The sequence below is a fragment of the Chloroflexota bacterium genome, assembly GCA_020850535.1.
Taxonomy (GTDB): domain Bacteria; phylum Chloroflexota; class UBA6077; order UBA6077; family JACCZL01; genus JADZEM01.
This window is the reverse complement of the sequence record JADZEM010000136.1, coordinates 1-21,297: the sequence shown is the minus strand read 5'-3', so window position 1 is coordinate 21,297 and position 21,297 is coordinate 1. Positions and strand designations below refer to the sequence as shown.

Here is a 21,297-nt window from a genome sequence, read left to right as displayed (position 1 = left end):
GCACCGTCCGCCTCGGACACGGCCCCAAGAACCTCGCCATCATCCGCCACTTCGCCCTCAACCTGCTCCGTCAGGAGACCTCTCGCTGCTCCAGCATCGCCACCAAACGCCTTTGCGCCGCCCTCGACGAGGCCTGTCTCCGCTCAGTCCTCAACGGTTTGAGCGCCTGATCGAGTGATGCAATCGCCCTGGCAGTCCGTCCTTTAGCCTGTCCAGGCCGGCGAGGGTCGGACCAAGCAGCGGGCTATCGTGACGGTTGGCTCCGGCCGACACGATGTGCAGCGGGATGCCGGTCCCATCGGTCACCACCGAGCGCTTCACTCCTTGCTTGCCACGGTCCACCGGGGAGCGTCGGGCCGCCTCGCCTCCTGGTGACTTCGTGAGACAGCCATCCACCGCCAGTTCGTCCAGGTCCACGCCGATCATGCGATCGTACGCCTGAAGCGCCAGCGTCTGGACCTGTTCGGCCAGTCCAGCAGTTGCCCACTCCTGGACACGCCGCCGAATGGTTCGGTCCGAGCAGCCGGGACTCGCGATCCGCTCGTAGCCCGAGCCGTGCACCAGCGCGGCGATCACGTGCGCAAAGACCACCCGATCCGAGATCCGTGGCCGATGACAGCCGAGTGGGTGGGTCGGCGACACTTTCGGGTGCGCTGGCAGCAGCGCTGAGAACTGGACCCAGAGCGGCTCCAACAGGCATGCTGGAAGGACAGGCACGGACTCCTCCTCGACCGGAGATGGCTTGCACCTCTACTGTCGCCGGAGTCCGTGCCTGTATGCTCCTTCTGTCTACCTATTGCCGAGCGCTCTTAGCGGCCGAGCAGCGCCTTGATCGTCTCGTCGTTATCGTGTAGACGCTCCAGCAACGCATCCGGATGAAAGGTGGCAAGCTCCTCAGCCGGATGTGGCCCCGTCGCAACGGCGACGGCCCGGGCGCCGCCCGCTCGGGCACACGCGATGTCACGCGGCGAGTCTCCGATGACGACGATGTCTGCGGCGATCATCGCCGGATCGAGCAGGCGCTGCGCCTTCTCCAGCGCCACCGGCACCAGGCAGAGGCGGTCGCGGTTGTCGCTGCCGAACGCCCCGAGTGCGAAGTCCAGGCGCGTGTCCAGGCCGGCCGCGCTCACCTTGAGCCGGGCCGCCGGCTCATAGTTGCCCGTCAGCAGCGACTGCGCCACCCCACGCGCGTGCAGCCGCTCGATCGTCTCGCGGACGCCGTCCAGGACCTCCAGGTCCGCCGCCAGCGACGCCCGCGCCTCCTCCAACCCGGCGAGGTACGCATCCCGGAAGGCGTCCAGGTGGGCCAGGGCTGACTCCTCGGTCCAGCCGTGCAGCGCCACCGTCTCCAGCGTCAACTGCGGATCGGTCATGCCCCCGCCGGCGACGCGTCGGATCTCGCCCTCGATCCCGTACACCGAGCGCAGCGCCGTGGAGCGTGCATGGCGAATGGCGCCGCGCGAATTCATCAGCGTCCCGTCGACATCCCACAGGACGAGGTGCATCCCCTCTTCCTCCTCGTGCGCGAGGCTCACGCGTTCGTACAGCGCCGACCACTCGCCTTGCCGATCTCTTCCTCCTCGTGCGCGAGGCTCACGCTGTTGGCCCCGCCCCAGCGTGACGGGGCGGGGCCAACAGCGGGATTGGTGCCTCAGACGGCGGCACCGACCTTCTGCAGGCGGGGCAGCACCGCCGACTTGAACGACGACACCGCGTCCATGACTGCCCGCTCGATCGGGATGCGCTCGATGCTCGACGCCCCGACGAAGCCGACGGCGTCCGTCATCTCGTACAGCTTCGTCACGTTCTCCGGAACGTCATACGGGCCGCCGTGCGCCAGCAGGATGGCGTCCGGGTTCTCTTGCCTGGTCACCTCGAAGATCGCCTGGCAATGGTCGGCGGCCTGCTGCAGCGACGGCGCCCCGGAGGTCGAGCGGCCGGACAGCCCGCCCGTCGTCCAGCCGGCATGCGCGATCTGCACGTCCACGCCGGCCGCGGCCAGCCGCCGCGCCGCCTCGACGTTGTAGGCGTACGCCGTGGTGAAGAAGTCCTGGCTGCGCGCCAGCTTGATCAGCTCCACCTCGCGTGAGAACCCGAGGCCGACGTCCTCGCGCATCGTGCCACGCGTGTCCAGCACCTGCCCGAGGCCCGGGAAGTTGATCAGCCCATTGAAGCCCTTGGTGCGGAACTTGTCCAGCAGGCGCTGCAGGCTCATGCACGTCGGGTCCTGCGCCTCGATGCCGACGACGATCGGGGTGTTGTTTACCACGTTCTCGATCTCGTCGAACATCTCCAGGGTGACCGTGTTCGAGTGGCCGATCTGCGTCGTCGGCAGGCCCATGATCCGCGAGCGGCCGGTGCTGTACACCACGATGAAGTCGGCGCCACCCAACTCGGCCGCCTTCGCCACGATGCCGGCGCTGCACCCCGCCCCGACGATCGGCTTGCCGGCCGCGACGCTGGCGTGCAGCCGATCGAGGATCTCGGTCCTGGTGAACGAGTGATCAAGCGTCATCGCTGCTGCCCCTTCAGTGCTCGCTGCGCCTCAGACGCGGCGAGCGGAACGGCGATCCTGGCCACCAAGCCAGCATCGCGAGCTGAATGCCGATCACGAGAGAGCGGGCGACAATCAGGCCATTGCCACCCCCGCCGCCCGGGCCGAGGCCATCAGATGCACCAGGCGCTCGACCGCTGTCGCCGCGAAATCCGGATCGTTGACGTGCAGGTCCACCTCGATCACCGGTATCCGGTCGCCGATCGAGCTGCGCACGCCCTCGACGAACGCGCGGTCGGCGGCCGGATCCCAGAACACCCGGCCCTCATGGTCGTAGTCCGAATAGCCGCGCATCGGGATCAGCACCACGGCCGGCCCGGCCGAGCGACCGACTCGCTCGCCAACCTGCCCACCCAGGATGATGTTCTCCTCGGCGGTCGTCCGCATGAGCGCGGTGGTCGGCGTGTGGAAGTAGAACAGGCGATCCTTGTACTGGGACGGGATCTGCTCGACCGACCGGAAGTTCACGAAGTCCATCGCACCGGGGATGACGACCTGTGGGATGCCCATGCGCGCCGCCGCCTCCAGCCGGTGCGGCCCGGCCGTGGCCGATCCCCCGCAAAGCTCGTCCGCCAGCTCGGAGGTGGTGAGATCCAGCACCGCCTGGACCGTCCCCTGGTCGATCAGCTCCTCCAGGCTCATCCCCCCCGTCCCCGTGGCCGGGAAGACCACCACCTCGAAGCCGTGCTCCAGCAAGATCTCGCGGCAGCGCATCGCCGCCGGCGTCGTCACCCCGAACGAGGTCACCGCCACCACCGGCCGGGCCAGCGGCTCGACGTACTCCTGCTCGACCATGCCGCTGATCGCGCCGGCCGCGTTGCTCAGGATGCGTCGCAGCACCGGGTTGAGCCCGAGAATGTCCGTGACGGCGTACACGACCGTCACATCCTTCCGCGCGAACACCGTTCGATAGTCAATCGCCGAGCGCACGGTGACCATCATCTTCGGGATGCCCAGCGGGAGCGCCACCAGCGCTGGATTGGCGATCGAGCTACCGGTGCCGCCGCCGATGGTGAGCAGGCCGTCGAGCCTACCCTCGGCGTGCAGCCGCGTGACGACAACAGCCGCGCCCTGCCCCATCACGCCGGCCGCCCGCCCACGGTCACGGGCTTCGGCCAGCGCGATCACATCCTCGCCGGCCGCCTCCGCTACCTCGGCGCGGGACACGTCGGCGGCGAAGGCCGGGGCTCCCCGGACGCCGGTGTCCACCACCAGCGTCCGCAGCCCGCGCCCCTCAATCGTGTCTTTGACGAAACGCGTCTCCTCACCCTTCGTGTCGAGCGTGGCCAGGAGGACCACGGTCTTGCCACCCTGCACCATCCCCCTCCCTTCCCCAACCGCCGGTTGGCCCGTCCCACGCCATGCGAAGGCCTCGCGCCATGGCCGGTCCATCCCAGACCCCTGCGCAACGCCCGCTGTCACGGCCACCGTCGCCGAGCTTGTACCAGACAATAGTCACACAATGTCTGGTGTCCCCCACTGTACAACGTTGGAAGCGTGCTATACAATACCCTCTCGTGGCCAGCCGCCGAGCCTGTGGCGTCGGCAAGGGCCGCAATCCGGAGCACGACGGTGTGCGATGCCGTCTGCCGTTCCGGGCGCCGAAGCGTGTGCCGAGGGTGGCGCCGCTCCAGGCCAATCACCGGAGATGGGGACCGTCATGACGAGTGAAGCGACGAGCCTGCAGTCGATTCCGTGGACCACACTGGGGCGCACCGGCATCCGGACAACCAAGCTCGCGCTCGGGACGTTCGGGTGGGGCAAGGTCGGGCCGGCCATCGCGCGTGTCGAGAACGAGCGAGCGCTCGTCGAGGTGCTCCGCACGGCGTTCGAGGCCGGCATCCGCTACGTGGACACCGCCGACCAGTACCAGAATGAGGACGATCTCGGTCGCCTGATGCCGGAAGCGAACCCGCCCGCCGACCTGACGATCGCCACCAAGTTCGGGCGCGGTGAGTTCACGGCGGACGCGTTCCGCGCCCACGCCGAGCGGAGCCTCAAGGCGCTGCGCCTGGAGAAACTGCCGCTGTTCTTCGTGCACGACCCACGCGGCGAGGAGCACATGCGGCAGGTTCTCGGGCCGGGCGGTGCGCTCGAAGGGCTGCGCAAGCTCCAGTCGGAGGGCCTGGTCGGGCACATCGGCATCGCCACCCAGACGATCGTGCCGCTGCAGATCGCGGTGGAGTCCGGCGAGTTCGACGTGATCCAGTTCCCGCGCCTCTACACGCTGCTGCTGCGCGTGGCGAAGACGTCAGGGCTGCTGGCGAAGGCGAAGGCCAAGAACCTGGGCACGGTCCTGGCGGCGCCGTTCGCCGGCAACATCCTGGCGACGGGCGCCGTGGAGAACGCGGTGTACTCCTACCAGCCGGCCATCCCGGAAGTGATCGATGCGGTTCGAAAGATGGAGGCTCGTTGCGCCGAGCTCGGCACCCGCCTGCCGGTGGCGGCCTGTGCGTTCGCCTATACCGAGCCACTGCTGGACATGACGATCATCGGGATGGCGCGCCCGCACGAGGTCGCCTGGAACGTCGCGCCGTTCGGGGCCAACCTGACCCGTGAACAGCTTGACTCGATCGCCGACGCCGGTGCCATCGACTCGGATTTGCTGGGCGGCCCGGATTTCGTGGGCTCGCGACCGGCCGACCGCCCGGTCGTGCGCTGACGACGTCGCCGGAGAGCAGGGGCGGGGGTCTAGGTGGCTGCGCTCCTGCCCCTGCTCTCCGCCTGGCGACCGCACCCGCCGACGTGCCCGGAGAAGGAACCCGCCCGCCGATTCAGACGCCGATTGGGACCGGCACCAGGTCCACGGTCAGTGCGGCCGACGCCAGAATCTCCCCGGCCTGGCGTGCCTCTTCAAGCGTGACCCAGCTGATACTGAGCCGGACCGCGTTGGCGTGGCCGGGCCGGATGTAGAACGGCTCGCCGCTGGACACGAGCACCCCAAGCTCGGCGGCGTCATGGATGAAGTCCAGCAGATTGGAGCCTTCCGGGAGCCGGAGCCACACGTTCACGCCGTCTGCCGACGGAGCCACGCTGCCGGCCGGCAAGCGGGCGGCCAGGGCATCTGAGACGGCGGCGCGGCGCTCGGCGTATGAGTCACGCGCGCGTGAGAACACGACCTCGAGCTCCGGGTCGTTCAGGGCGGCTGCCAGAGCCCGCTGAGTCATGTGCGGGCTCCAGCCGTCCGTGACCAGTTTGGCGTCCCGGAGCTGCGCCCGCAGCCGGGCACGGGCCGCCACCAGCGTCATCCGCAAGTCTGGCCCCATCGCCTTGGAGAACGAGCGCGCATAGATCACCCGCTCGTCCAGGCGCGGATCGGCCAGCAGCGAACCAGGTACATGGTTCGAGATGCCGGCGAAGTGGTCGTCCTCGAGGATCAGGGCGGCCGGGTGGCTCGCGAGCACGTCGGCCAACGCCGCCCGCCTAGCTGACGTCCAGGACGCGCCGGTTGGATTGTGCGCGCGCGGCGTGAGCACGACGACGTTGGCGCCCTGCTTCAACACCGCATCCAGCGACTCGGGGATGGCGCCCTCCGCGTCAACCCCCACGCCCACCAGCCGATGTCCCAGGCTCTCCACCGTGTCGTACATGGTGTAGTGGCCCGGCTCCTCGACACCCACGATCAGCTCGCTGGTACCCAGCACACCTGGGGCTACCCGCAAGGTCAGCGTCAAAACCTGGCGGATCGAACTCATGACGACCAGATCGTCGGCAAGCACCGGCACGCCATCCCGCTCCAGGTGCGGCAGGACGGCCTGCACCAGATCCGGGTGCGGCTCCGGGCCGGTGTACTGCAAGTCCTCTGCTCGAAGCTGCTCGGCCACGCGGACATAGGCCCGCTTCAGCACTTCGACCGGCAGCAGCACCGGATCCGGCCAGCTCGCGGTGCAGACCAGCGCTTCGGGGCTCAGCGCCCGTAGTCGGTCGCTGAAGCGTAGCGCCCGCCGGCGCCAGGAGGCCGCCAGCAGCGAGCGGCTGTTCTCGGACGCCCGCCGTGGCATGTCCCTGATGGTCCGGGCATCGCCGATCGTGGCCGGAGATGGAGCAACCGCCGTGTCAGCCGGCTCGGTGACGAACGTGCCGCGCCCGACCTGGGCGCTGACCCGGCCGCGACGCGCCAGCAGGCTGTATGCCACGGCCACCGAAGCGCCGCTGACGTCAAGTTGCCGGGCGAGCGCTCGAACCGTCGGCAGCCGGTCACCCACACCAAAGTCGCCCCGATCGATGGCGGCCTCTATCGCGGCGGCGATCTGCTCGTAGCGTGGCGTCCCGTCGGGCGAGGTCAGCAGATGCTTCGGCTCGAATGTCCAGACCATGTCCAGCCTATGTTTGTGTTCACGGCATCATAGCAGATCAATTGCGGCCTGGAGACATCCGGGTATCCTGGCGTTTCGGGTTCTTGATGCCGCGATGGGAGTCGCGACCATCGCCTGTCGTTGCGCGCCCCGCTAGCGCACGCTGCCTGCCTGGCAGCGCTCGGAGCAGCCATGACCAGCAAGGCCAAGCGTATCGTCCGGCACCCGTCAGGGTACCGGACGTTTCCTGCATGAGCGACGTGATCGCTGCCGCTCGTCTGTGGCTCGCAGGTTTTTCCCATGCCGTGCTCCCCTCATCCGTCCCATCGGAGACCCCGCCACGGCGGCCAATTGAGCGCATCTCGCCGCCTCAGCCAGCCCGTCGCGCGCCCACCTGTCTGGCATTGTACGGAAATGTCTATATTGACAACCGTTGGGCGTTCGCGTATTGTAGTGTTCAATCTCGCGCGAACCCGAGGGTGGAGGGTGAACAGGTACGGCGTCGTACCGCGCACGCGCCGAATGTGCGGCGTCTCTGGTCCGTTGTCCAGCGTCGGTGGCGCGAGTGTTCGACTCCGGTATGGCAGCGCCCTGCCGGATGGGATAGAGGGGTGGATGGAGCGTGGCCGGCCTGGCTTCGGCGAGCCAGGGAGGCCAGTCGTCGCGAGCAAGCGGCGGCGGGCCTGCCCATCGACGGTCATTGACCCGTACTGCACGGCGCGTCCACGGTCGCGGTGAGCCGCCAGCAGCCTGGGGAGCAACGTCGTTCGGAAATCGGCAAGCGACCCGCCCATGGAGGGGATACCAGCATGGCGCGACAAGCTTTCTCACGGCGTAGCTTCATGGCCGGACTCGCCGGCATCAGCGGAGCGGTGGTGCTCGCGGCGTGCAGCCAGCCGCCGGCAGCGCCGGCCAAGCCGGCCGAGTCGAAGCCGGCCGACGCTGCCAAGCCAGCCGCTCCGGCCGCCCCTGCTCAGCAGACGGCCGCTGCTGCTAAGCCGGCGGCGCCCACCCAGAGCAAGGTAACGGTTCGCCTCCACGAGCGTGCGAACAACGTCGTCCAGGGGGGTGCCCAGTACGAGCTGTTCAAGCCCGGCGGTCACCTCGACAAGTTCAAGGAGGCGAACCCGAACGTCGAGGTCGTGGTCGAGCCGCTGCCGCCGGGAACGGCCGAGTACGGGCCGAAGCTGCTGTCACTGCACATGGGCGGCACGATCGGCGACGTGGTGTACGGCGCGGTCGGGTCGGGCTCGTTCCAGTACGTCGCCGCCAACGAGATGGTCTATCCGCTCGACGACTTCGTGAAGGGTGAGAACTTCGACCTGAAGCAGTACCTTCCGAACATGGTGGACGCGCTGCGGGTCAGTGACAAGGGCATCGGCTCAGGCCCGCTCTATGGTCTGCCGCTGCTGGTGCACGCTCGCGACACGGTGCTGTTCTACAACAAGGCGATGTTCGATCAGGCTGGTGTGAAGTACCCAGATGGCGACACGATGAGCTTGGAAGATCTGACCCAGATCGCCAAGGGGCTGGTCAAGAAGTCGTCTGACGGCCGGGTCGAGCAGTACGGCCTCATTCCGGTTTCGGATGGCACGGGCTCACGGGGCTATCTCCAGTTCGTCTGCATGGTGCGGGCGTTCGGCGGTGAACTGATCTCCGAGGACGGGAAGAAGGCACTGTTCAACTCGCCGGAAGCGAAGGCGACCTGGAAGTACTTCTGGGACCTCCAGTACACCCACGAGGTGATGCCACCGCTCTCGGCCGGCCAGGCCGTCGAGGTATTCATGAGCGGGCGTGTCGCCATGACGACCAGCGCTGGCAATGTGGCGTACACGTTCGACCAGAAGAAGGACCTGAACTACGGCGTCACCCCGATGCCCAAGGGCCCGAGCGGCAAGCGCGGCAGCATGTACATGGGCGATGCCTACCTGATCCCGTCGCTCTCGAAGCAGAAGGAAGCCGGCTGGAACCTCCTGAAGTGGATGACCAACAAGGAGTCTGGCGTCTCGATGTGCGGGATCGGCCTCTGTGGCGCCCGCCAGGACGTCTACGACGATCCGCGCGTCAAGTCGAACGAGCGGCAGGCGCTGTTCAACCGGCTGGTGGCGGAGGCGCTGCCGTTCCGCGGCCCGGCCAACCTGCGCCAGGTCGAGGTCAACGACGTGACTCATCAGGTGACGTCCGCCCTCTGGACTGGGAACGCGAAGGCCGACGATGCGTTCGCGAATGATGCCAACGCCAAGATCCAGCAGGTACTGGACCGACCACGACTGTAGCTCTCGCTTCACGGTTGCAAGGGCGGCTCCATCAGGGGCCGCCCCTGCGCAGCCACGCGGCGCGTCCGTCGTCGCCGCTGGAAAGGAACGGGCCACCTGGGCCGCACCATGACTGCTGTCTCGCACCAGCCCGTCCGGCCACGCGCCGGGCGCCTGCTGAACCTGCAACGCCGCGAGGCGCTGACCGGGCTTCTGTGGGTCTCGCCCTGGCTGGTCGGATTCGCGGCCTTCACCGTCATCCCGATGGTGGCGTCGCTCGCGATGTCGTTCACGCGCTTCCGGCCGAGCCGGGCGACAGAGTTTGTCGGGTTCGCCAACTACGTGCGGGCGTTCACCGAAGACCCGCTGTTCTGGCCCTCCCTGACGCGCACCTTCTACTACGCCGGGTTGACGGTGCCGCTGGTGATCGTCGGGGCCCTCGCCGTCGCGATGCTGATGAATCAGCAACTGAAGATGACGTCCGTCCTGCGGACGCTGATGTTCCTCCCATTCCTGACGCCGGTCATCGCCTCGGCGCTGCTGTGGCGCTGGATGTTCCAGCCGGACTGGGGGCCGATCAACGACCTGCTCTGGCGGCTGTTCCGGATCGAGGGGCCGCAGTGGATCTACAGCGAGGCGATGGTGATCCCGTCGCTGGCGCTGGTGGCGCTGTGGGCGGGGATTGGCGGCAGCCGGATGATCATCTTCCTGGCCGGACTCCAGAACGTCCCGACCGAGCTGTACGAGGCGGCCGCCATCGACGGCGCCGGCCGTTGGAGCCGCTTCTGGAACGTCACCATCCCGATGCTCTCGCCGACGATCTTCCTCAACCTGATCCTGGCGATCATTGGCAGCTTCGCCTCCTTCGAGTTCGCGTACATCGCCACGGAGGGCGGGCCGAACTTCGCGAGCTGGTTCTTCGCCCTCCACATCTGGTCCAACGCCTTCCGGTACTACGACATGGGATACGGCACCGCGCTGGCCTGGGTGATGTTCGTGATCGTGGCCCTCCTGACCTGGGCGCAGTTCGCACTCGCGAAGCGCTGGGTCTACTACGCAGCGGAGAACGAGTGATGGTCGTGGTCACCGATCGCGCGGCCGGGCCCGCGGCCGGCGTGCGCGGCACGGCGACGAGCCGCGTCCGGGTCGATCGGCTGGTGCTGTATGTCATCGCCATCGCGCTCGTCGTGGCGCTGACCTGGCCGTTCTTCTGGGCCGTCTCCAGCTCGCTGAAGGACGCCGGCGAGATCTACATCCGGCCGCCCAGGTGGATCCCGGACGAGCCCCGCTTCTTCAACTACGTCGAGGTCTGGCAGGTCGTCCCGTTCGGGCGTTTCCTCTGGAACAGCGTCCTGGTGACGGTCCTGTCGATGGTTGGGCAGGTGCTGTCGTCCACGGCGGTGGCGTACGGGTTTGCGCGGTTCCGCTTCCCGGGACGGGGCCTGCTCTTCGGGCTGGCACTTGCCACCCTGATGCTGCCCCGCGAGGTCACCATCATCCCGCTCTACCTGATGTTCCGCGAGATTGGCTGGATCGACACCCTCTATCCGCTCTGGGTGCCGTACTGGTTCGCGGCCGGGGCCGGCGCCTTCACGATCTTCCTGATGCGCCAGTTCTTCATGACGATCCCGTACGAGTACGACCAGGCCGCCCAGTTGGACGGCGCGTCGAGCTGGTGGATCTTCTGGCGCATCATCCTGCCGCTGGCGAAGCCTGCCCTGGCGACGGCGATCATCTTCGCCTTCCTGGCCCACTGGAACGACTTCTGGGGACCGCTGATCTTCCTGAACAGCCCGGAGAACTTCACCCTGCCGCTCGGGCTGCGCTGGCTCCAGTCCACCCCGGCCGACCTCGGCCGCCCGAAGGAGCACCTGCTGCTGGCTGCCGCGATCATGGCGACCATGCCGATCCTGACGATCTACTTCTGCGCCCAGAAGTACTTCGTGCAGGGCATCGTGATGTCGGGGATCAAGGGATGAGCCAGAGGACGATCCGGCGCATCGCGGTCCTGGCCACTCTCGACACGAAGGCCCAGGAGGCGCGGTTCGTCGCAGACTGCATCCGTCGGCGCGGGCACGAGCCGTGGCTGGTGGACCTGGGCATCGCCGGGGAGCCGGCCTTCGCAGGGGACACCCCGCGCGAGGCGGTCGCCGAGGCGGCCGGCACGACGGTCGCCGCGATCGGTGCGCTCCAGCGCGCCGAGGCGATGGAGGCGGCAGCGGTCGGCGCCGCCCGGCTGGTGCAGGCGATGGTTGGGCGGGGCGAGGTCCAGACCGTCCTCGGGATCGGCGGCGGGACCGGGACCTGGCTGGGGACGACGGTGATGCGTGCGCTGCCGCTCGGGTTCCCGAAGCTGATGGTGTCTACCCTGGGAAGCCGCGACGGCACCACCGACATCATGGTGATGCCGAGCGTGGCCGACGTCTCAGGGGTGAACCGACTGCTCGGGCCGATCCTCGCCAACGCCGCCTGCGCCGCCTGCGGCATGGCTGAGGGCACCGACGTCGAGCTCGACACCTCCCGCCCGACCATCGCCCTGACGATGTTCGGCGTCACCACGCGCGGCGGCACGCTGGTCCGCCAGTTCCTGGAGGCGGCCGGCTGCGAGGTGGTGGTGTTCCACGCCAACGGCACCGGCGGCCGGACGATGGAGGACCTGGTGGCGCGGGGGGCGTTCGCGGGGGTGCTGGACTGGACCACCAGCGAGGTCACGGACGAGATCGCCGGCGGCATCTGCACGGCCGGCCCGGACCGGCTGGAGGCGGCCGCTGCGCACGGCGTCCCGCAGGTGGTGGTGCCCGGCGCCGTGGACGTCATCAACATTCACGGCGCTATCCCGCGCCGCTTCGCAAGGCGGACCTCCCACATGCACCTGCCGAACGTGCCGCTGATCCGGACCTCCGTGCGCGAGAGCCGTGAGATCGGCGCATTCATCGCCCGCAAGCTGAACGCCGCGCGCGGCCCGGTCCGGGTCCTGATCCCGGAAGGCGGCTACTCGACGCTGGACGTCACCGGCGGCCCGTTCGAGGACCGCAAGGCGAACGCGGCGTTCGTGGCGGCGCTGCGGGCGGACCTGCGGCCCGAAATCCCCGTCGAGGTACTGCCCGACCACATCAACTCCGAGGCGTTCGCCCGGGCCGCCGCCGAGGCGATGCTGGCGCTGGTCGGCAGGCCGTCGTCGGCGCTCGCGGGGGCGCGATGAGCCCCCGGCGGAGTGCGATGCGTCGCACAGCGACAGCGACAGCGACAGCGGCATGATCCGTCATCGGCACGACCCGTAGGGGCGCGGTGGCCCGCGCCCGTCACCTGCCCGGGCGCGCCCTCGGCATGCCCGACGGCCCCGGCAGAGCAGCACGAGAGGAGCGAGGAGTGATCCCCGAACGAACGGTCTTCACCCGCGAGAGCATCCTGACCCGCCTGCGCAAGAACATCGCCGAGGGCCGCCCGATCCTCGGGGCCGGGTCGAGCGTCGGCATCGTCGCCAAGTCGGCCGAGGCCGGCGGGGCCGACCTGATCATCGTGTACAGCACCGGGCGCTCGCGGATCTGGGGCCTGCCCACCACGATGATCGGCCACTCCAACCCCCTGACGCTCGGCATGTTCGACGAGATCGCCAATGTCGTGGATGACACCCCGATCATCGGCGGCGCCGAGGCGGTCGATCCGACCTACCGGCGGCTGCCGCGCCTCGTCAAGGCGTTCCGCGACACCGGCTTCGACGGCCTGATCAACTTCCCGACGGTCGGCAACCGCCCGGACTTCTCGACCAGCCGCGCGCACGTCGGGCAGGGGTTCGACCGCGAGCTGGAGATGGTCAGCCTGGCCCGCAAGCAGGACTACCTGACGCTGGCGTACGTCTGGAACCCGGACCAGGCCCGCGAGATGGCAGCGGCCGGCGTGGACATCAACGTGCCGCACGTCGGGTGGACCGTTGGCGGGCTCTCGGGGGCCGGCGACGCCGCGATGTCGCTGGATCGGGGCTGCGAGGAAGTCCAGACGATGATCGACGCCACCTGGAAGGAGAACCGCGAGGTCATCTGCCTCGCCCACGGCGGCCCGCTCGCCACCCCCGAGGACACCAAGGTCCTCTACGAGCGGACGGACGCCCAGGGTTTCGTCGGGGCATCCAGCCTAGAGCGCATCCCGATCGAGCAGGGGATCATGAACGCGGCGCGCGGCTTCAAGACCCAGACGCTGCGCGCGTCGGCCCGCAAGACCAGCTAAGGCGACCGGGGGGCGGGCTGCCCCGCCCGCTCCGCCCCAGATCACGAGGAGTGGACGACCATGCCGGTGTACACGCGCGAGACCCTCAAAGAGCAGAAGCTGCCCTGGGTGGACATCGACGACTACGAGTTTATCTACCTCGGCCGGAACAGGACGCCGCAGGTCCATTCAACTGCCGAGGCCCTGGCGGCCGGTCACCAGGCCGTCTGGGCGGCGCCCCAGGCGCAGGCCGACCCGACCGAGATCACCATCACGCCGACGTCCCTGAAGGAGCGGATCGTGGTGCTGGTCGGGGAGGCACACGTCGAGACGGCGTACGGCCGCGTGACCCTGCGCCGCCGCGACTGGCTGGACATCCCGCCGACCGGGGCGACGATCCGCAACATCTCCAGCTCGACCGTCGAACTGGTACGGATCTCCGGCACCTGGAAGGAGGCGATCCGAACCGAGATTTTCCAGTTCCGCCCCGACAAGCCGTGCGATTACCACTTCCACGACGGCGACGAGTACTGGTTTGTGTTCCGGGGCAACTTCACCTTGAACTACGACGACCGCGAATTCCCAATGCGCCCCGGCATGATGCTCGCGGCCGGCATGGGCTACGAGCACGGGGCGCTCAACCCGGAGCAGCACTTCGAGGGGGTCGGCTTCGCGACCCAGATCGAAGGCAAGGGCCGGGACGGGCACCTGCTGCGGGAGCTGCACGGCGACCCGGTCAAGAACCGCGAGGTGCCGGACTGGGCGATGGAGTCGCCGATCTGATCGCGACCTGAACGCGCGCCGGCGACACCGGTGCCGTTCGACGGGCATCCGGCGACGCCGTGCGCGGCGCGAGCCGGATGCGCTCTCCGTACCAAGGAGCACCTCGTGGCGGATCGACGACCGTTCACCCGCGCCAAGATTCTGGCCCGCCTCCGGCAGAGTATCGCCGAGCGCAAGCCGATCATCGGCGCGGGCAGCAGCTCCGGGCTGATCGCGAAGTCGGCCGAGGCCGGCGGCGCCGATCTCATCATCGTCTACAACACCGGCACCTCTCGCCTGATGGGACTGCCCACCACCCACACGATGAACCACGCCAACCCGTCCACGCTGGCAATGTATCCCGAGATCGCCAATGTGGTGACCCAGACGCCGATCATCGGCGGGGCCGAGGCCCAGGACCCGACCTACTTCGACCTGGAGCGCCTCGTCGACGACTTCCGCGCGACCGGCTTCGATGGCCTGATCAACTTCCCGACCACCGGCCCGAGCACCGCCCGCAACCGCGACCGCCGCAGCGTCGGACTGGGCGTCGAGCGGGACTTCGAGATGGTCCGGATCGCCCGCAGGCTGGAGTACTTCACCTGCTGCTACGGCTACACCGAGGAGCAGACGCAGGGACTGGCGGCGGCCGGCGCTGACGTGATCGTGCCGCACGCCGGCTGGACCACCGGTGGCCTGGCCGGTGCCGGTGCCTCGGCGATGTCGTTGGAGGCGGCCGCCGAGCACGTCCAGAAGCTGATCGACCTGGCCCGCCGCGAGAACCCGGAGATCATCTGCCTCTCCCACGGCGGCCCGATCTCCGGCCCGACGGATACCCGGTACCTGTACGACCACACCGACGCCCAGGGTTTCCTCGGGGCGTCCAGCGTCGAGCGGATCCCCGTCGAGGCGGCGGTCATCGACGCGATCAAGGCCTTCAAGTCGAAGCACCCGCGCGTTCTCGCGGCGGCCGGCACGCCCGGAACGAGGTAGCAGCATGGTCACCCCAGAGCGCGCCTTCACCCGTGCCACCATACTCGAACGGCTCAAGCAGACCCTCGCGCGCGGCGAGCCGATCATCGCGGTCGGGGCCGGCTCCGGCATCGTCGCCAAGTGCGCCGAGGTCGCCGGTGCGGACCTGATCGTCGTCCTCTGCACCGGCGTGTCGCGGATGCAGGGGCTTCCCACCACCGTCACGCTCGGCAACGCCACCGCGATGATGCTGTCGCTGTACCCGCAGATCGACAACGTGGTCGAGCGGACCTCGATCATTGCCGGCGTCGAGGCGACCGACCCCACCCGCCGCCGCCTGCCGCGCGTGCTGGACGAGCTCCAGCAGCTTCGGTTTGACGGCGTCGGCAACTTCCCGTCCGTCGGGGCGATCCCGAGTTGGGGGCTGGCGCGCTCGGACGTCGGCCAGGGCATCGAGCGCGAGTACGAGCTGCTGTCGCTGGCGCACGCCCGCGACCTGTTCACGATCGGGTTCGCCTTCTCGGAAGAGCACGCGCGCGGGCTCACGCAGGCCGGCGCGGACGTGATCGTCGCGCGCTGCGGCCTGACCGTGGGCGGGATGGTCGGCCCGAAGGAGCCGCGGCTTCCGCTGAAGGAGTCGCTGGCGCACGTCCAGGCCATCGTCACGGCGGCGCAGCGCGTCAACCCGAGCGTCTTCTGCCTGGCCCACGGTGGCCCGTTTGCCCGGCCGGACGACACCGAGGCGCTGTACGCCCACACGGACGTCCACGGCTTCTTCGGGGAATCGGCCATCGAGCGCATCCCGATCGAGGAGCGTGTCGCGGCGGAGATCGCGGCGCTCAAGGGCCAGCGTCTTCGCAGTCCGGCCCTGATCTGATGGATGCAGGACGGACACCGCGGGGCGCGGCAGGTCCGGCATGTGCCGGCACGCCGCCCGGCCGCGCGACTGTCAGGCCACGATCGGGACCGTCCCGTCTACCGACGGAGCAATGTGAGGGAGGCTCCCCGTGCGCGACAACCCGGTGAAATCGAAGCTCCAGCGTGGCGGAACCGCCATCGGCACGATGCTGTTCGAGCTCTTCGTGCCCGGCATCCCGCGCTTGATGGGCCACACCGGCGCGGAGTTCGCCATCTACGACATGGAGCACACCGGTATGTCCTTCGAGACGCTGCGCATGCTGGCGGCGTCCTCGCGGGGCCCTTCGCCGGTGCCGATGTGCCGCGTGCCGGCCACCGAATACAGCTTCATGGCTCGCGCCCTGGACGTTGGGATGCTGGGGCTGATGATTCCGATGGTCGAGTCTGGAGAGCAGGCGCGGCGGATCGTGGACGCCACCCGCTACCCGCCGCGTGGTCGGCGAGGGGCCGGCTTCGGGATGGCCCAGGACGACTATGAGCAGGCAAGCCTGACTGACAAGATCGCGGCGATTGACGAGCGGACGTTCATCATCGCCCAGATCGAGTCGCCGTCCGGGCTGGAGAATCTGGAGGCGATCGGCGCCACGGATGGGATCGACTGTCTCTGGATCGGCCACAACGACCTCTCGATCCAGATGGGCATCCCCGGCCAGTTCAAGTCGGCGGCGTTCCAGGACGCCATGAAGCGGGTGGCCGATGTGGCGGACCGGAACGGCAAGCCGTGCGGGGTGGCCGCCGGCAGCCTGGAGATGGCCAAAGAGTGGATGGCGACGGGGTATCGCGCCATCGCCTACGGTGCGGACCACCGCCTGTTCGCGGAGGGCCTGACTCGCGGCATCGACGCGGTTCGGAAGCTGATCCGGCCCGCCTGACGAGGACGCGCCCAGGCCGGCCGATGCCCGACGTGCAGGGAAGGGGCCCTTCTCTGACGTGCGCCGGGCGTGGGCCGTCGTCGGGCGCCACCAGAAGGAGATAGCTCGATGGCGACGGTCCTGGTGACGCGCCGCTACGCAAACTTGAGTCCGGACGGCCCGCTGGCGCCGCTGTACGCGGCCGGCCACGAGGTGCGCTACGTTCCGGCCAACCCGCAGACGCCGGCCGCCGAGTTGATCCGAGCGCTCGACGGCTGCGACGCGGTCGTCGCGATCATCGAGCCGTACACCGCCGAGGTGTTCGATGGCGCGCCCACCCTGCGCCACGTCTCGCGAATCGGCATCGGCTACGACGCGGTGGACATCCCAGCGGCGACGGAACGGGGCGTCGTCGTCAGCAACACGCCCGGTGCCAACGCCAACGCCGTGGCGGACTTCACGATGGGGCTGTTGCTCGGCGTGGCCCGTTGGATCCCGCTGTTCGACCGCGAGGTCAAGGGCGGCATCTGGCAGACGCGGATCGGCGGGGACGTCTGGCAGAAGACGCTTGGGATCGTCGGGCTGGGCAATATCGGGCGGGGCGTGGCGCGGCGGGCGCGCGGCTTCGACATGAAGATTCTGGCCTACGAGCCCTATCCCCAGCAGGACTTCGCTCGGGAGCACGGCATCGAGCTGGCGCCGCTGGAGCGCGTCTTCGCCGAGAGCGACTTCGTGACACTGCACCTGCCGTCGTCGGCCGAGACCGAGAACACGGTCAACGACCGTACCCTCGGGCTGATGAAGCCGACGGCGTATCTCGTCAACGCCGCGCGCGGCCCGCTGGTGGACGAGCAGGCGCTGTACCGGGCGCTCTCGGAGCAGCGGATCGCCGGCGCCGCGCTCGACGTGCGGGTCGTCGAGCCGAACCACGACAGCCTGTTCCGTAACCTCGACAACGTGGTGTTGGCGCCGCACGCGGCCGGCAGCACCGAAACCGCGGCGATGGCCTCGATGCATGCGGCCGCCGAGAACGTCGTCCGAGTGCTGCGCGGCGAGCGCCCAGATGGCCTCATCAACCCGACGGTGTGGGACCGGCGCCGCCAGTAGACAAACCTCTCGCCGTCCTCTCTCCAACGCAGTCGGGAGGGGCCGGCCTGCAGGACCAATTCCAGAGCCTCAGAGGATATACAGAGTATGAGTGCACCAACATCGCTGCCCGCGGTCCCATGGGTCACCCTGGGCCGGACCGGCCTCCGTACCACTGGGCTCGCCATCGGTGCCTACGGGTGGGGCGGCCAGGGGCCGGAGCAGACTCGCCTGGAAGGTGACGAGGCGATCGTCGCCACCCTGCGGGCCGCCTTCGCGGCGGGCATCCGCTGCATCCACACCGCCGAGGCGTACGAGAATGAGGCGCTCCTCGGGCGACTGCTGCCGGCGGCGGGGGCACCGGACGACCTGCTGATCTTCACGAAGTTCGGGCACGGCAAGGGGTTCAGCGCGGATCAGGTCCGGGCCAGCGCCGAGCGCAGCCTGAAGGAGCTGCGGATCGAAAAGATCCCGCTGATGTTCGTGCACGACCCGCGCGACGAGCACGACATGCAGACGATCCTCGGGCCGGGCGGCGCGTTGGAGGCGATGCGCAAGCTCCAGTCCGAGGGACTGTTGGGCACCGTTGGCGTGGCGACGGGGACGCTCAAGCCGTTGCAGCTCGCGGTGGAGTGCGGCGAGTTCGACGCGATCCAGTTCCCGCGTCTCTACACCCTACTCAACCCGACCGCCAGGACGAGTGGCCTGCTGGAAGCGGCCCGAGCGAAGGGCGTGGCGACCATCGCAGCGGCACCGTTTGGGGGCAGCATCCTGGCCACCGGTGCCGAAGGGGGCCTCTACACGTACTTCCCGGCCCTGCCCGAGGTGGCGGACGCGGTGAGTATGATGGAGCGTCGCTGCGCCGAGCTCGGCGTCTCGATTCGCGAGGCGGCGCTGGCCTACTCGTACACCGAGCCGCTGGTGGACCAGACGGTGCCGGGCATGATCTCGCCCCAGGAGATTCGACAGAACGTGGCGGCGTTCGGCTCGACGCTGACGCGCGAGCAGCTGGAGTCCATCGCCGAGGCGGGGCGATTGGATCTGGCGCTGATCGGGGGCCCGGCCTTCCGGATGGCCTGGCCGGCCGACCGTCGCCCGGTCCGCCGGTAAGCGACCGCGAGAGATCGCGCCTCGCCGGTCTGGCCCCCGCGCTGGAACGCGGGGCGCGAGCGGCGGGGCGCCGTGGTCTCAGCCGGTCGCGCCGACCGCGACGCGCGGCTCTCGGAGCGCGATCGCCGCTTCCCAGGCTTCGCGGGAGAGCACGATGCCGTCGGTCAGCCGTCCGGCCCGGCAGGCTCGTGCCCGGTCGCCGGGGATGCGGGGTGGTGCGGCCGGGCCAATGGGCCTGGACGAGCGGACCTCGTCCAGGTACGCTCCGGCCCGCTCCGCCAGGTCACCGGAGCCGGCGAGCGAGCCGGGGTCGATGGCGATGAACAGGTCGCCCTTGGAGGCCGGGTGCTGCGAGTCGAGGGTACCGCGCACGTCCCGCCCGGTCGCCGACCCGACGAGCGCGCCGGCCAGCAACTCGATCGCGAGCCCCAGCCCCGTCCACGCTCACGTCCCTTTGAGACAGTTTTTACTTGACAGTCCCTAACGTCCGACAGGCATCCTGACCTGCGACACGCTATCACGTAAGACGCGTCGACGCCAACCTCACAGCATCGACGATTCACCCTCTATCGGGATATTGCCTGTCAGGCAACTGCTCACCGAAATCAGTCACGAAGGTGGCAGCTTGGTAGCACCCCACTCAACTGTGCAGAGTAAGCGGAACGAGGGGCGGGCCTGACAAAAAGCGGGTCCATCAGGCATTGCAGGTGATGCAACTCCTACATCCCATCATCTGGAGGCACCGATGGACCCACAGCGGCAATTCTGCCACAACTCGGACTGCCCTGAGCGTGGCATTGTCGGTGGAAGCAACATCCGGATCCACAGTCAGGCGGACCGGCGGTACCAGTGTCGGCGGTGCAAGCGGACCTTTCGCTGAGACGGTCGGGACGCCGTTCTATCGGCTGCAGACGCCGGCTGAGCTGGCGGTGCTGGTGCTGACGCTGCTGAGTCATGGCTGCCCAACGCAAGCGATTGTGGCGGCGTTTGGGCCCGACGAGCGCACGGTGGCGCGCTGGCTCGCGGGTGCCGGGCAGCACTGCCAGCGGGTGCATGAGCACTTGGTGGAGCGGGGGCAGGTCGATCTCCAGCACGTGCAGGCGGACGAGCTGTGGGTGAAGCAGGTCGGCGGCAAGGTCTGGATGGCGCTCGCGCTGGCGGCGCCCTCGCGGCTGTGGCTGGGCGGCGTGATCAGTCGGCACCGTGATCAACACCGCCGACATCGAGCGCCTCAACGCCACCGTCCGCGCCCACCTCGCGCCGCTCACTCGTCGCGGACGTGCCATCGCTCACACCGAGGCGACCCTCACCGCCGGCGTGTGGCTGGTCGGTACCGCCTACAACTTCTGCTGGCCGCATGACAGCCGCCGCCCGCTCGCCCCGCCCGGCGCCCCCCGCAAGTGGCACCAGCGTACACCGGCCATGCCGCCGGCCTTGCCGATCACCCCTGGACCATCCGCGAACTGCTCCGGCTCCAGATCCCCTTACCTCGCTGGATCCCACCCAAACGACGCGGCCGACCGCCGAAACACCCGCCTCTCAAGACTGCCGCGTGACCACGGTTCCGTGGGGCGCTACCCATTCACCGGATCGAGTCTCGCAATCTGTCCCAAGGACCACCAGGCTTCCCCTTGATCGTAGGTGGAAACTGAGAAGGGGTCAGCTTCCCGTGACAGCTATGGCAGGGTTCAATCCTGTGAACCGTCGTACTCGGGTGGCTAGGGCAGGGGGCGCAGCCGCTCCAACGGTACTCGGCCAGTGGCGACGAGAAATCGGTTCAATCTGGGAGGCGTTCCGACGAACCACACGTCGACCCCACCCCCGACGACGAGGACAACTTCCTTGTCGTCGTCATCGAATGCCTCCAGGTTGGAATACAGGGTATCCTCAGCTACGGAGAGCTTCTCTGCACGCACATACGCAAGGAATTCTTCTATTCGTGTTCCCAACTTTGGCAGATATCCTGTCAGGCATAGCTTCTCTGGCAAATCCTGCAAGTCGCCCAGACGAAGCCGGATGGCGATGACCGACCCATCTTGGAACGCCACTTCAGCTGAGCCATAGATCCAGTCCGAAGCCGGGTCAACAGGACTGTCGAACTTGTGGTCCGGTTCCCCTAACAGTTCACGTACATCGGACTCCGAGATCCCCAATTGCACGCCACCTAGTACTTCGCCACGCTGATTACGAGGGGTAGAGCCGATGCAGCTTGCGCCGCGCGTCATCGACGGTGAACTGCCAGCGGATGGTGGCGCGCTGTTCGTTGCGGGCGGCCTCCCAGGCAGCGACCT

Annotated in this window: 18 protein-coding genes and 1 pseudogene; 12 read left to right on the top strand and 7 right to left on the bottom strand. The window is 68.6% G+C overall.

Features of this window, described 5'->3' with window-relative positions; genetic code table 11:
• Nucleotides 1-222: 222 nt before the first annotated feature.
• From IT306_20470 to IT306_20455, 4 genes and pseudogenes are all read right to left on the bottom strand, one after another.
• Nucleotides 223-717: pseudogene (locus tag IT306_20470) on the bottom strand (IS5/IS1182 family transposase).
• A gap of 92 nt (nucleotides 718-809) precedes the next feature.
• Nucleotides 810-1,505 (bottom strand): haloacid dehalogenase-like hydrolase, encoded by a 696-nt coding sequence (locus tag IT306_20465; GenBank protein ID MCC7370807.1) that lies wholly within the window; start codon nucleotides 1,503-1,505, stop codon nucleotides 810-812.
• A gap of 146 nt (nucleotides 1,506-1,651) precedes the next feature.
• Complete coding sequence (locus IT306_20460; protein MCC7370806.1) at nucleotides 1,652-2,515, bottom strand: phosphoenolpyruvate hydrolase family protein; 864 nt, start codon at nucleotides 2,513-2,515, stop codon at nucleotides 1,652-1,654.
• A gap of 114 nt (nucleotides 2,516-2,629) precedes the next feature.
• Nucleotides 2,630-3,874 (bottom strand): Tm-1-like ATP-binding domain-containing protein, encoded by a 1,245-nt coding sequence (locus IT306_20455; GenBank protein ID MCC7370805.1) that lies wholly within the window; start codon nucleotides 3,872-3,874, stop codon nucleotides 2,630-2,632.
• 340 nt (nucleotides 3,875-4,214) lie between these two features.
• Between IT306_20455 and IT306_20450 the strand changes: the two genes are divergently transcribed.
• Nucleotides 4,215-5,216, top strand: a complete 1,002-nt coding sequence (locus tag IT306_20450; GenBank protein MCC7370804.1) for an aldo/keto reductase — start codon at nucleotides 4,215-4,217, stop codon at nucleotides 5,214-5,216.
• A gap of 112 nt (nucleotides 5,217-5,328) precedes the next feature.
• Here IT306_20450 and IT306_20445 read toward each other — a convergent pair whose 3' ends face one another.
• The gene (locus IT306_20445) at nucleotides 5,329-6,870 is read right to left on the bottom strand and encodes a PLP-dependent aminotransferase family protein (GenBank protein ID MCC7370803.1); all 1,542 of its coding nucleotides are present in this window, start codon (nucleotides 6,868-6,870) and stop codon (nucleotides 5,329-5,331) included.
• Nucleotides 6,871-7,658: 788 nt separating this feature from the next.
• Between IT306_20445 and IT306_20440 the strand changes: the two genes are divergently transcribed.
• The 11 genes from IT306_20440 (at nucleotide 7,659) to IT306_20390 (ending at nucleotide 19,006) form a co-directional block, all read left to right on the top strand.
• Complete coding sequence (locus IT306_20440; GenBank protein MCC7370802.1) at nucleotides 7,659-9,125, top strand: extracellular solute-binding protein; 1,467 nt, start codon at nucleotides 7,659-7,661, stop codon at nucleotides 9,123-9,125.
• 108 nt (nucleotides 9,126-9,233) lie between these two features.
• Nucleotides 9,234-10,178, top strand: coding sequence for a sugar ABC transporter permease (locus tag IT306_20435; protein MCC7370801.1), 945 nt, complete (start codon nucleotides 9,234-9,236; stop codon nucleotides 10,176-10,178).
• On the top strand, nucleotides 10,178-11,083 hold the full coding sequence (locus IT306_20430) for a carbohydrate ABC transporter permease (protein ID MCC7370800.1): 906 nt from the start codon (nucleotides 10,178-10,180) through the stop codon (nucleotides 11,081-11,083). Before IT306_20435 ends, IT306_20430 begins: the two co-directional genes overlap by 1 nt.
• Nucleotides 11,080-12,306: a Tm-1-like ATP-binding domain-containing protein gene (locus IT306_20425; GenBank protein ID MCC7370799.1), complete on the top strand. Its 1,227-nt coding sequence runs from the start codon at nucleotides 11,080-11,082 to the stop codon at nucleotides 12,304-12,306. The genes IT306_20430 and IT306_20425 overlap by 4 nt, the downstream gene beginning before the upstream one ends.
• A 125-nt stretch (nucleotides 12,307-12,431) precedes the next feature.
• Complete coding sequence (locus IT306_20420) at nucleotides 12,432-13,328, top strand: phosphoenolpyruvate hydrolase family protein (protein MCC7370798.1); 897 nt, start codon at nucleotides 12,432-12,434, stop codon at nucleotides 13,326-13,328.
• A gap of 60 nt (nucleotides 13,329-13,388) precedes the next feature.
• Nucleotides 13,389-14,090: a cupin domain-containing protein gene (locus IT306_20415; GenBank protein ID MCC7370797.1), complete on the top strand. Its 702-nt coding sequence runs from the start codon at nucleotides 13,389-13,391 to the stop codon at nucleotides 14,088-14,090.
• Between the two features lie 105 nt (nucleotides 14,091-14,195).
• Complete coding sequence (locus tag IT306_20410) at nucleotides 14,196-15,062, top strand: phosphoenolpyruvate hydrolase family protein (GenBank protein MCC7370796.1); 867 nt, start codon at nucleotides 14,196-14,198, stop codon at nucleotides 15,060-15,062.
• A gap of 4 nt (nucleotides 15,063-15,066) precedes the next feature.
• Nucleotides 15,067-15,918 carry a phosphoenolpyruvate hydrolase family protein gene (locus IT306_20405; GenBank protein ID MCC7370795.1) on the top strand — a complete coding sequence of 284 codons (852 nt, stop codon included), beginning with the start codon at nucleotides 15,067-15,069 and terminating at the stop codon, nucleotides 15,916-15,918.
• Nucleotides 15,919-16,048: 130 nt separating this feature from the next.
• The gene (locus IT306_20400; protein ID MCC7370794.1) at nucleotides 16,049-16,831 is read left to right on the top strand and encodes an aldolase; all 783 of its coding nucleotides are present in this window, start codon (nucleotides 16,049-16,051) and stop codon (nucleotides 16,829-16,831) included.
• A gap of 108 nt (nucleotides 16,832-16,939) precedes the next feature.
• Nucleotides 16,940-17,917, top strand: a complete 978-nt coding sequence (locus IT306_20395) for a phosphoglycerate dehydrogenase (GenBank protein ID MCC7370793.1) — start codon at nucleotides 16,940-16,942, stop codon at nucleotides 17,915-17,917.
• Nucleotides 17,918-18,004: 87 nt separating this feature from the next.
• Nucleotides 18,005-19,006, top strand: a complete 1,002-nt coding sequence (locus IT306_20390) for an aldo/keto reductase (protein MCC7370792.1) — start codon at nucleotides 18,005-18,007, stop codon at nucleotides 19,004-19,006.
• A gap of 78 nt (nucleotides 19,007-19,084) precedes the next feature.
• On the opposite strand, the gene IT306_20385 is transcribed toward IT306_20390, so the two are convergent.
• On the bottom strand, nucleotides 19,085-19,438 hold the full coding sequence (locus IT306_20385; GenBank protein MCC7370791.1) for an Ldh family oxidoreductase: 354 nt from the start codon (nucleotides 19,436-19,438) through the stop codon (nucleotides 19,085-19,087).
• A 1,286-nt stretch (nucleotides 19,439-20,724) separates the two neighbouring features.
• A complete protein-coding gene (locus IT306_20380; protein MCC7370790.1) occupies nucleotides 20,725-21,231 on the bottom strand; it encodes a hypothetical protein in 507 nt (168 codons plus the stop codon).
• Nucleotides 21,232-21,297: the final 66 nt, after the last annotated feature.

Excerpts from the sequence above, each read along its gene's own strand:
- IT306_20390 (MCC7370792.1), top strand. The coding sequence starts at position 18,005 with ATGAGTGCACCAACATCGCTGCCCGCGGTCCCATGGGTCACCCTGGGC.
- IT306_20415 (MCC7370797.1), top strand. The coding sequence starts at position 13,389 with ATGCCGGTGTACACGCGCGAGACCCTCAAAGAGCAGAAGCTGCCCTGG.
- IT306_20460 (MCC7370806.1), bottom strand. The coding sequence starts at position 2,515 with ATGACGCTTGATCACTCGTTCACCAGGACCGAGATCCTCGATCGGCTG.
- IT306_20465 (MCC7370807.1), bottom strand. The coding sequence starts at position 1,505 with ATGCACCTCGTCCTGTGGGATGTCGACGGGACGCTGATGAATTCGCGC.
- IT306_20430 (MCC7370800.1), top strand. The coding sequence starts at position 10,178 with ATGGTCGTGGTCACCGATCGCGCGGCCGGGCCCGCGGCCGGCGTGCGC.
- IT306_20395 (MCC7370793.1), top strand. The coding sequence starts at position 16,940 with ATGGCGACGGTCCTGGTGACGCGCCGCTACGCAAACTTGAGTCCGGAC.
- IT306_20455 (MCC7370805.1), bottom strand. The coding sequence starts at position 3,874 with ATGGTGCAGGGTGGCAAGACCGTGGTCCTCCTGGCCACGCTCGACACG.
- IT306_20435 (MCC7370801.1), top strand. The coding sequence starts at position 9,234 with ATGACTGCTGTCTCGCACCAGCCCGTCCGGCCACGCGCCGGGCGCCTG.
- IT306_20445 (MCC7370803.1), bottom strand. The coding sequence starts at position 6,870 with ATGGTCTGGACATTCGAGCCGAAGCATCTGCTGACCTCGCCCGACGGG.
- IT306_20420 (MCC7370798.1), top strand. The coding sequence starts at position 12,432 with ATGCCCGACGGCCCCGGCAGAGCAGCACGAGAGGAGCGAGGAGTGATC.
- IT306_20405 (MCC7370795.1), top strand. The coding sequence starts at position 15,067 with ATGGTCACCCCAGAGCGCGCCTTCACCCGTGCCACCATACTCGAACGG.
- IT306_20440 (MCC7370802.1), top strand. The coding sequence starts at position 7,659 with ATGGCGCGACAAGCTTTCTCACGGCGTAGCTTCATGGCCGGACTCGCC.
- IT306_20425 (MCC7370799.1), top strand. The coding sequence starts at position 11,080 with ATGAGCCAGAGGACGATCCGGCGCATCGCGGTCCTGGCCACTCTCGAC.
- IT306_20450 (MCC7370804.1), top strand. The coding sequence starts at position 4,215 with ATGACGAGTGAAGCGACGAGCCTGCAGTCGATTCCGTGGACCACACTG.
- IT306_20380 (MCC7370790.1), bottom strand. The coding sequence starts at position 21,231 with ATGACGCGCGGCGCAAGCTGCATCGGCTCTACCCCTCGTAATCAGCGT.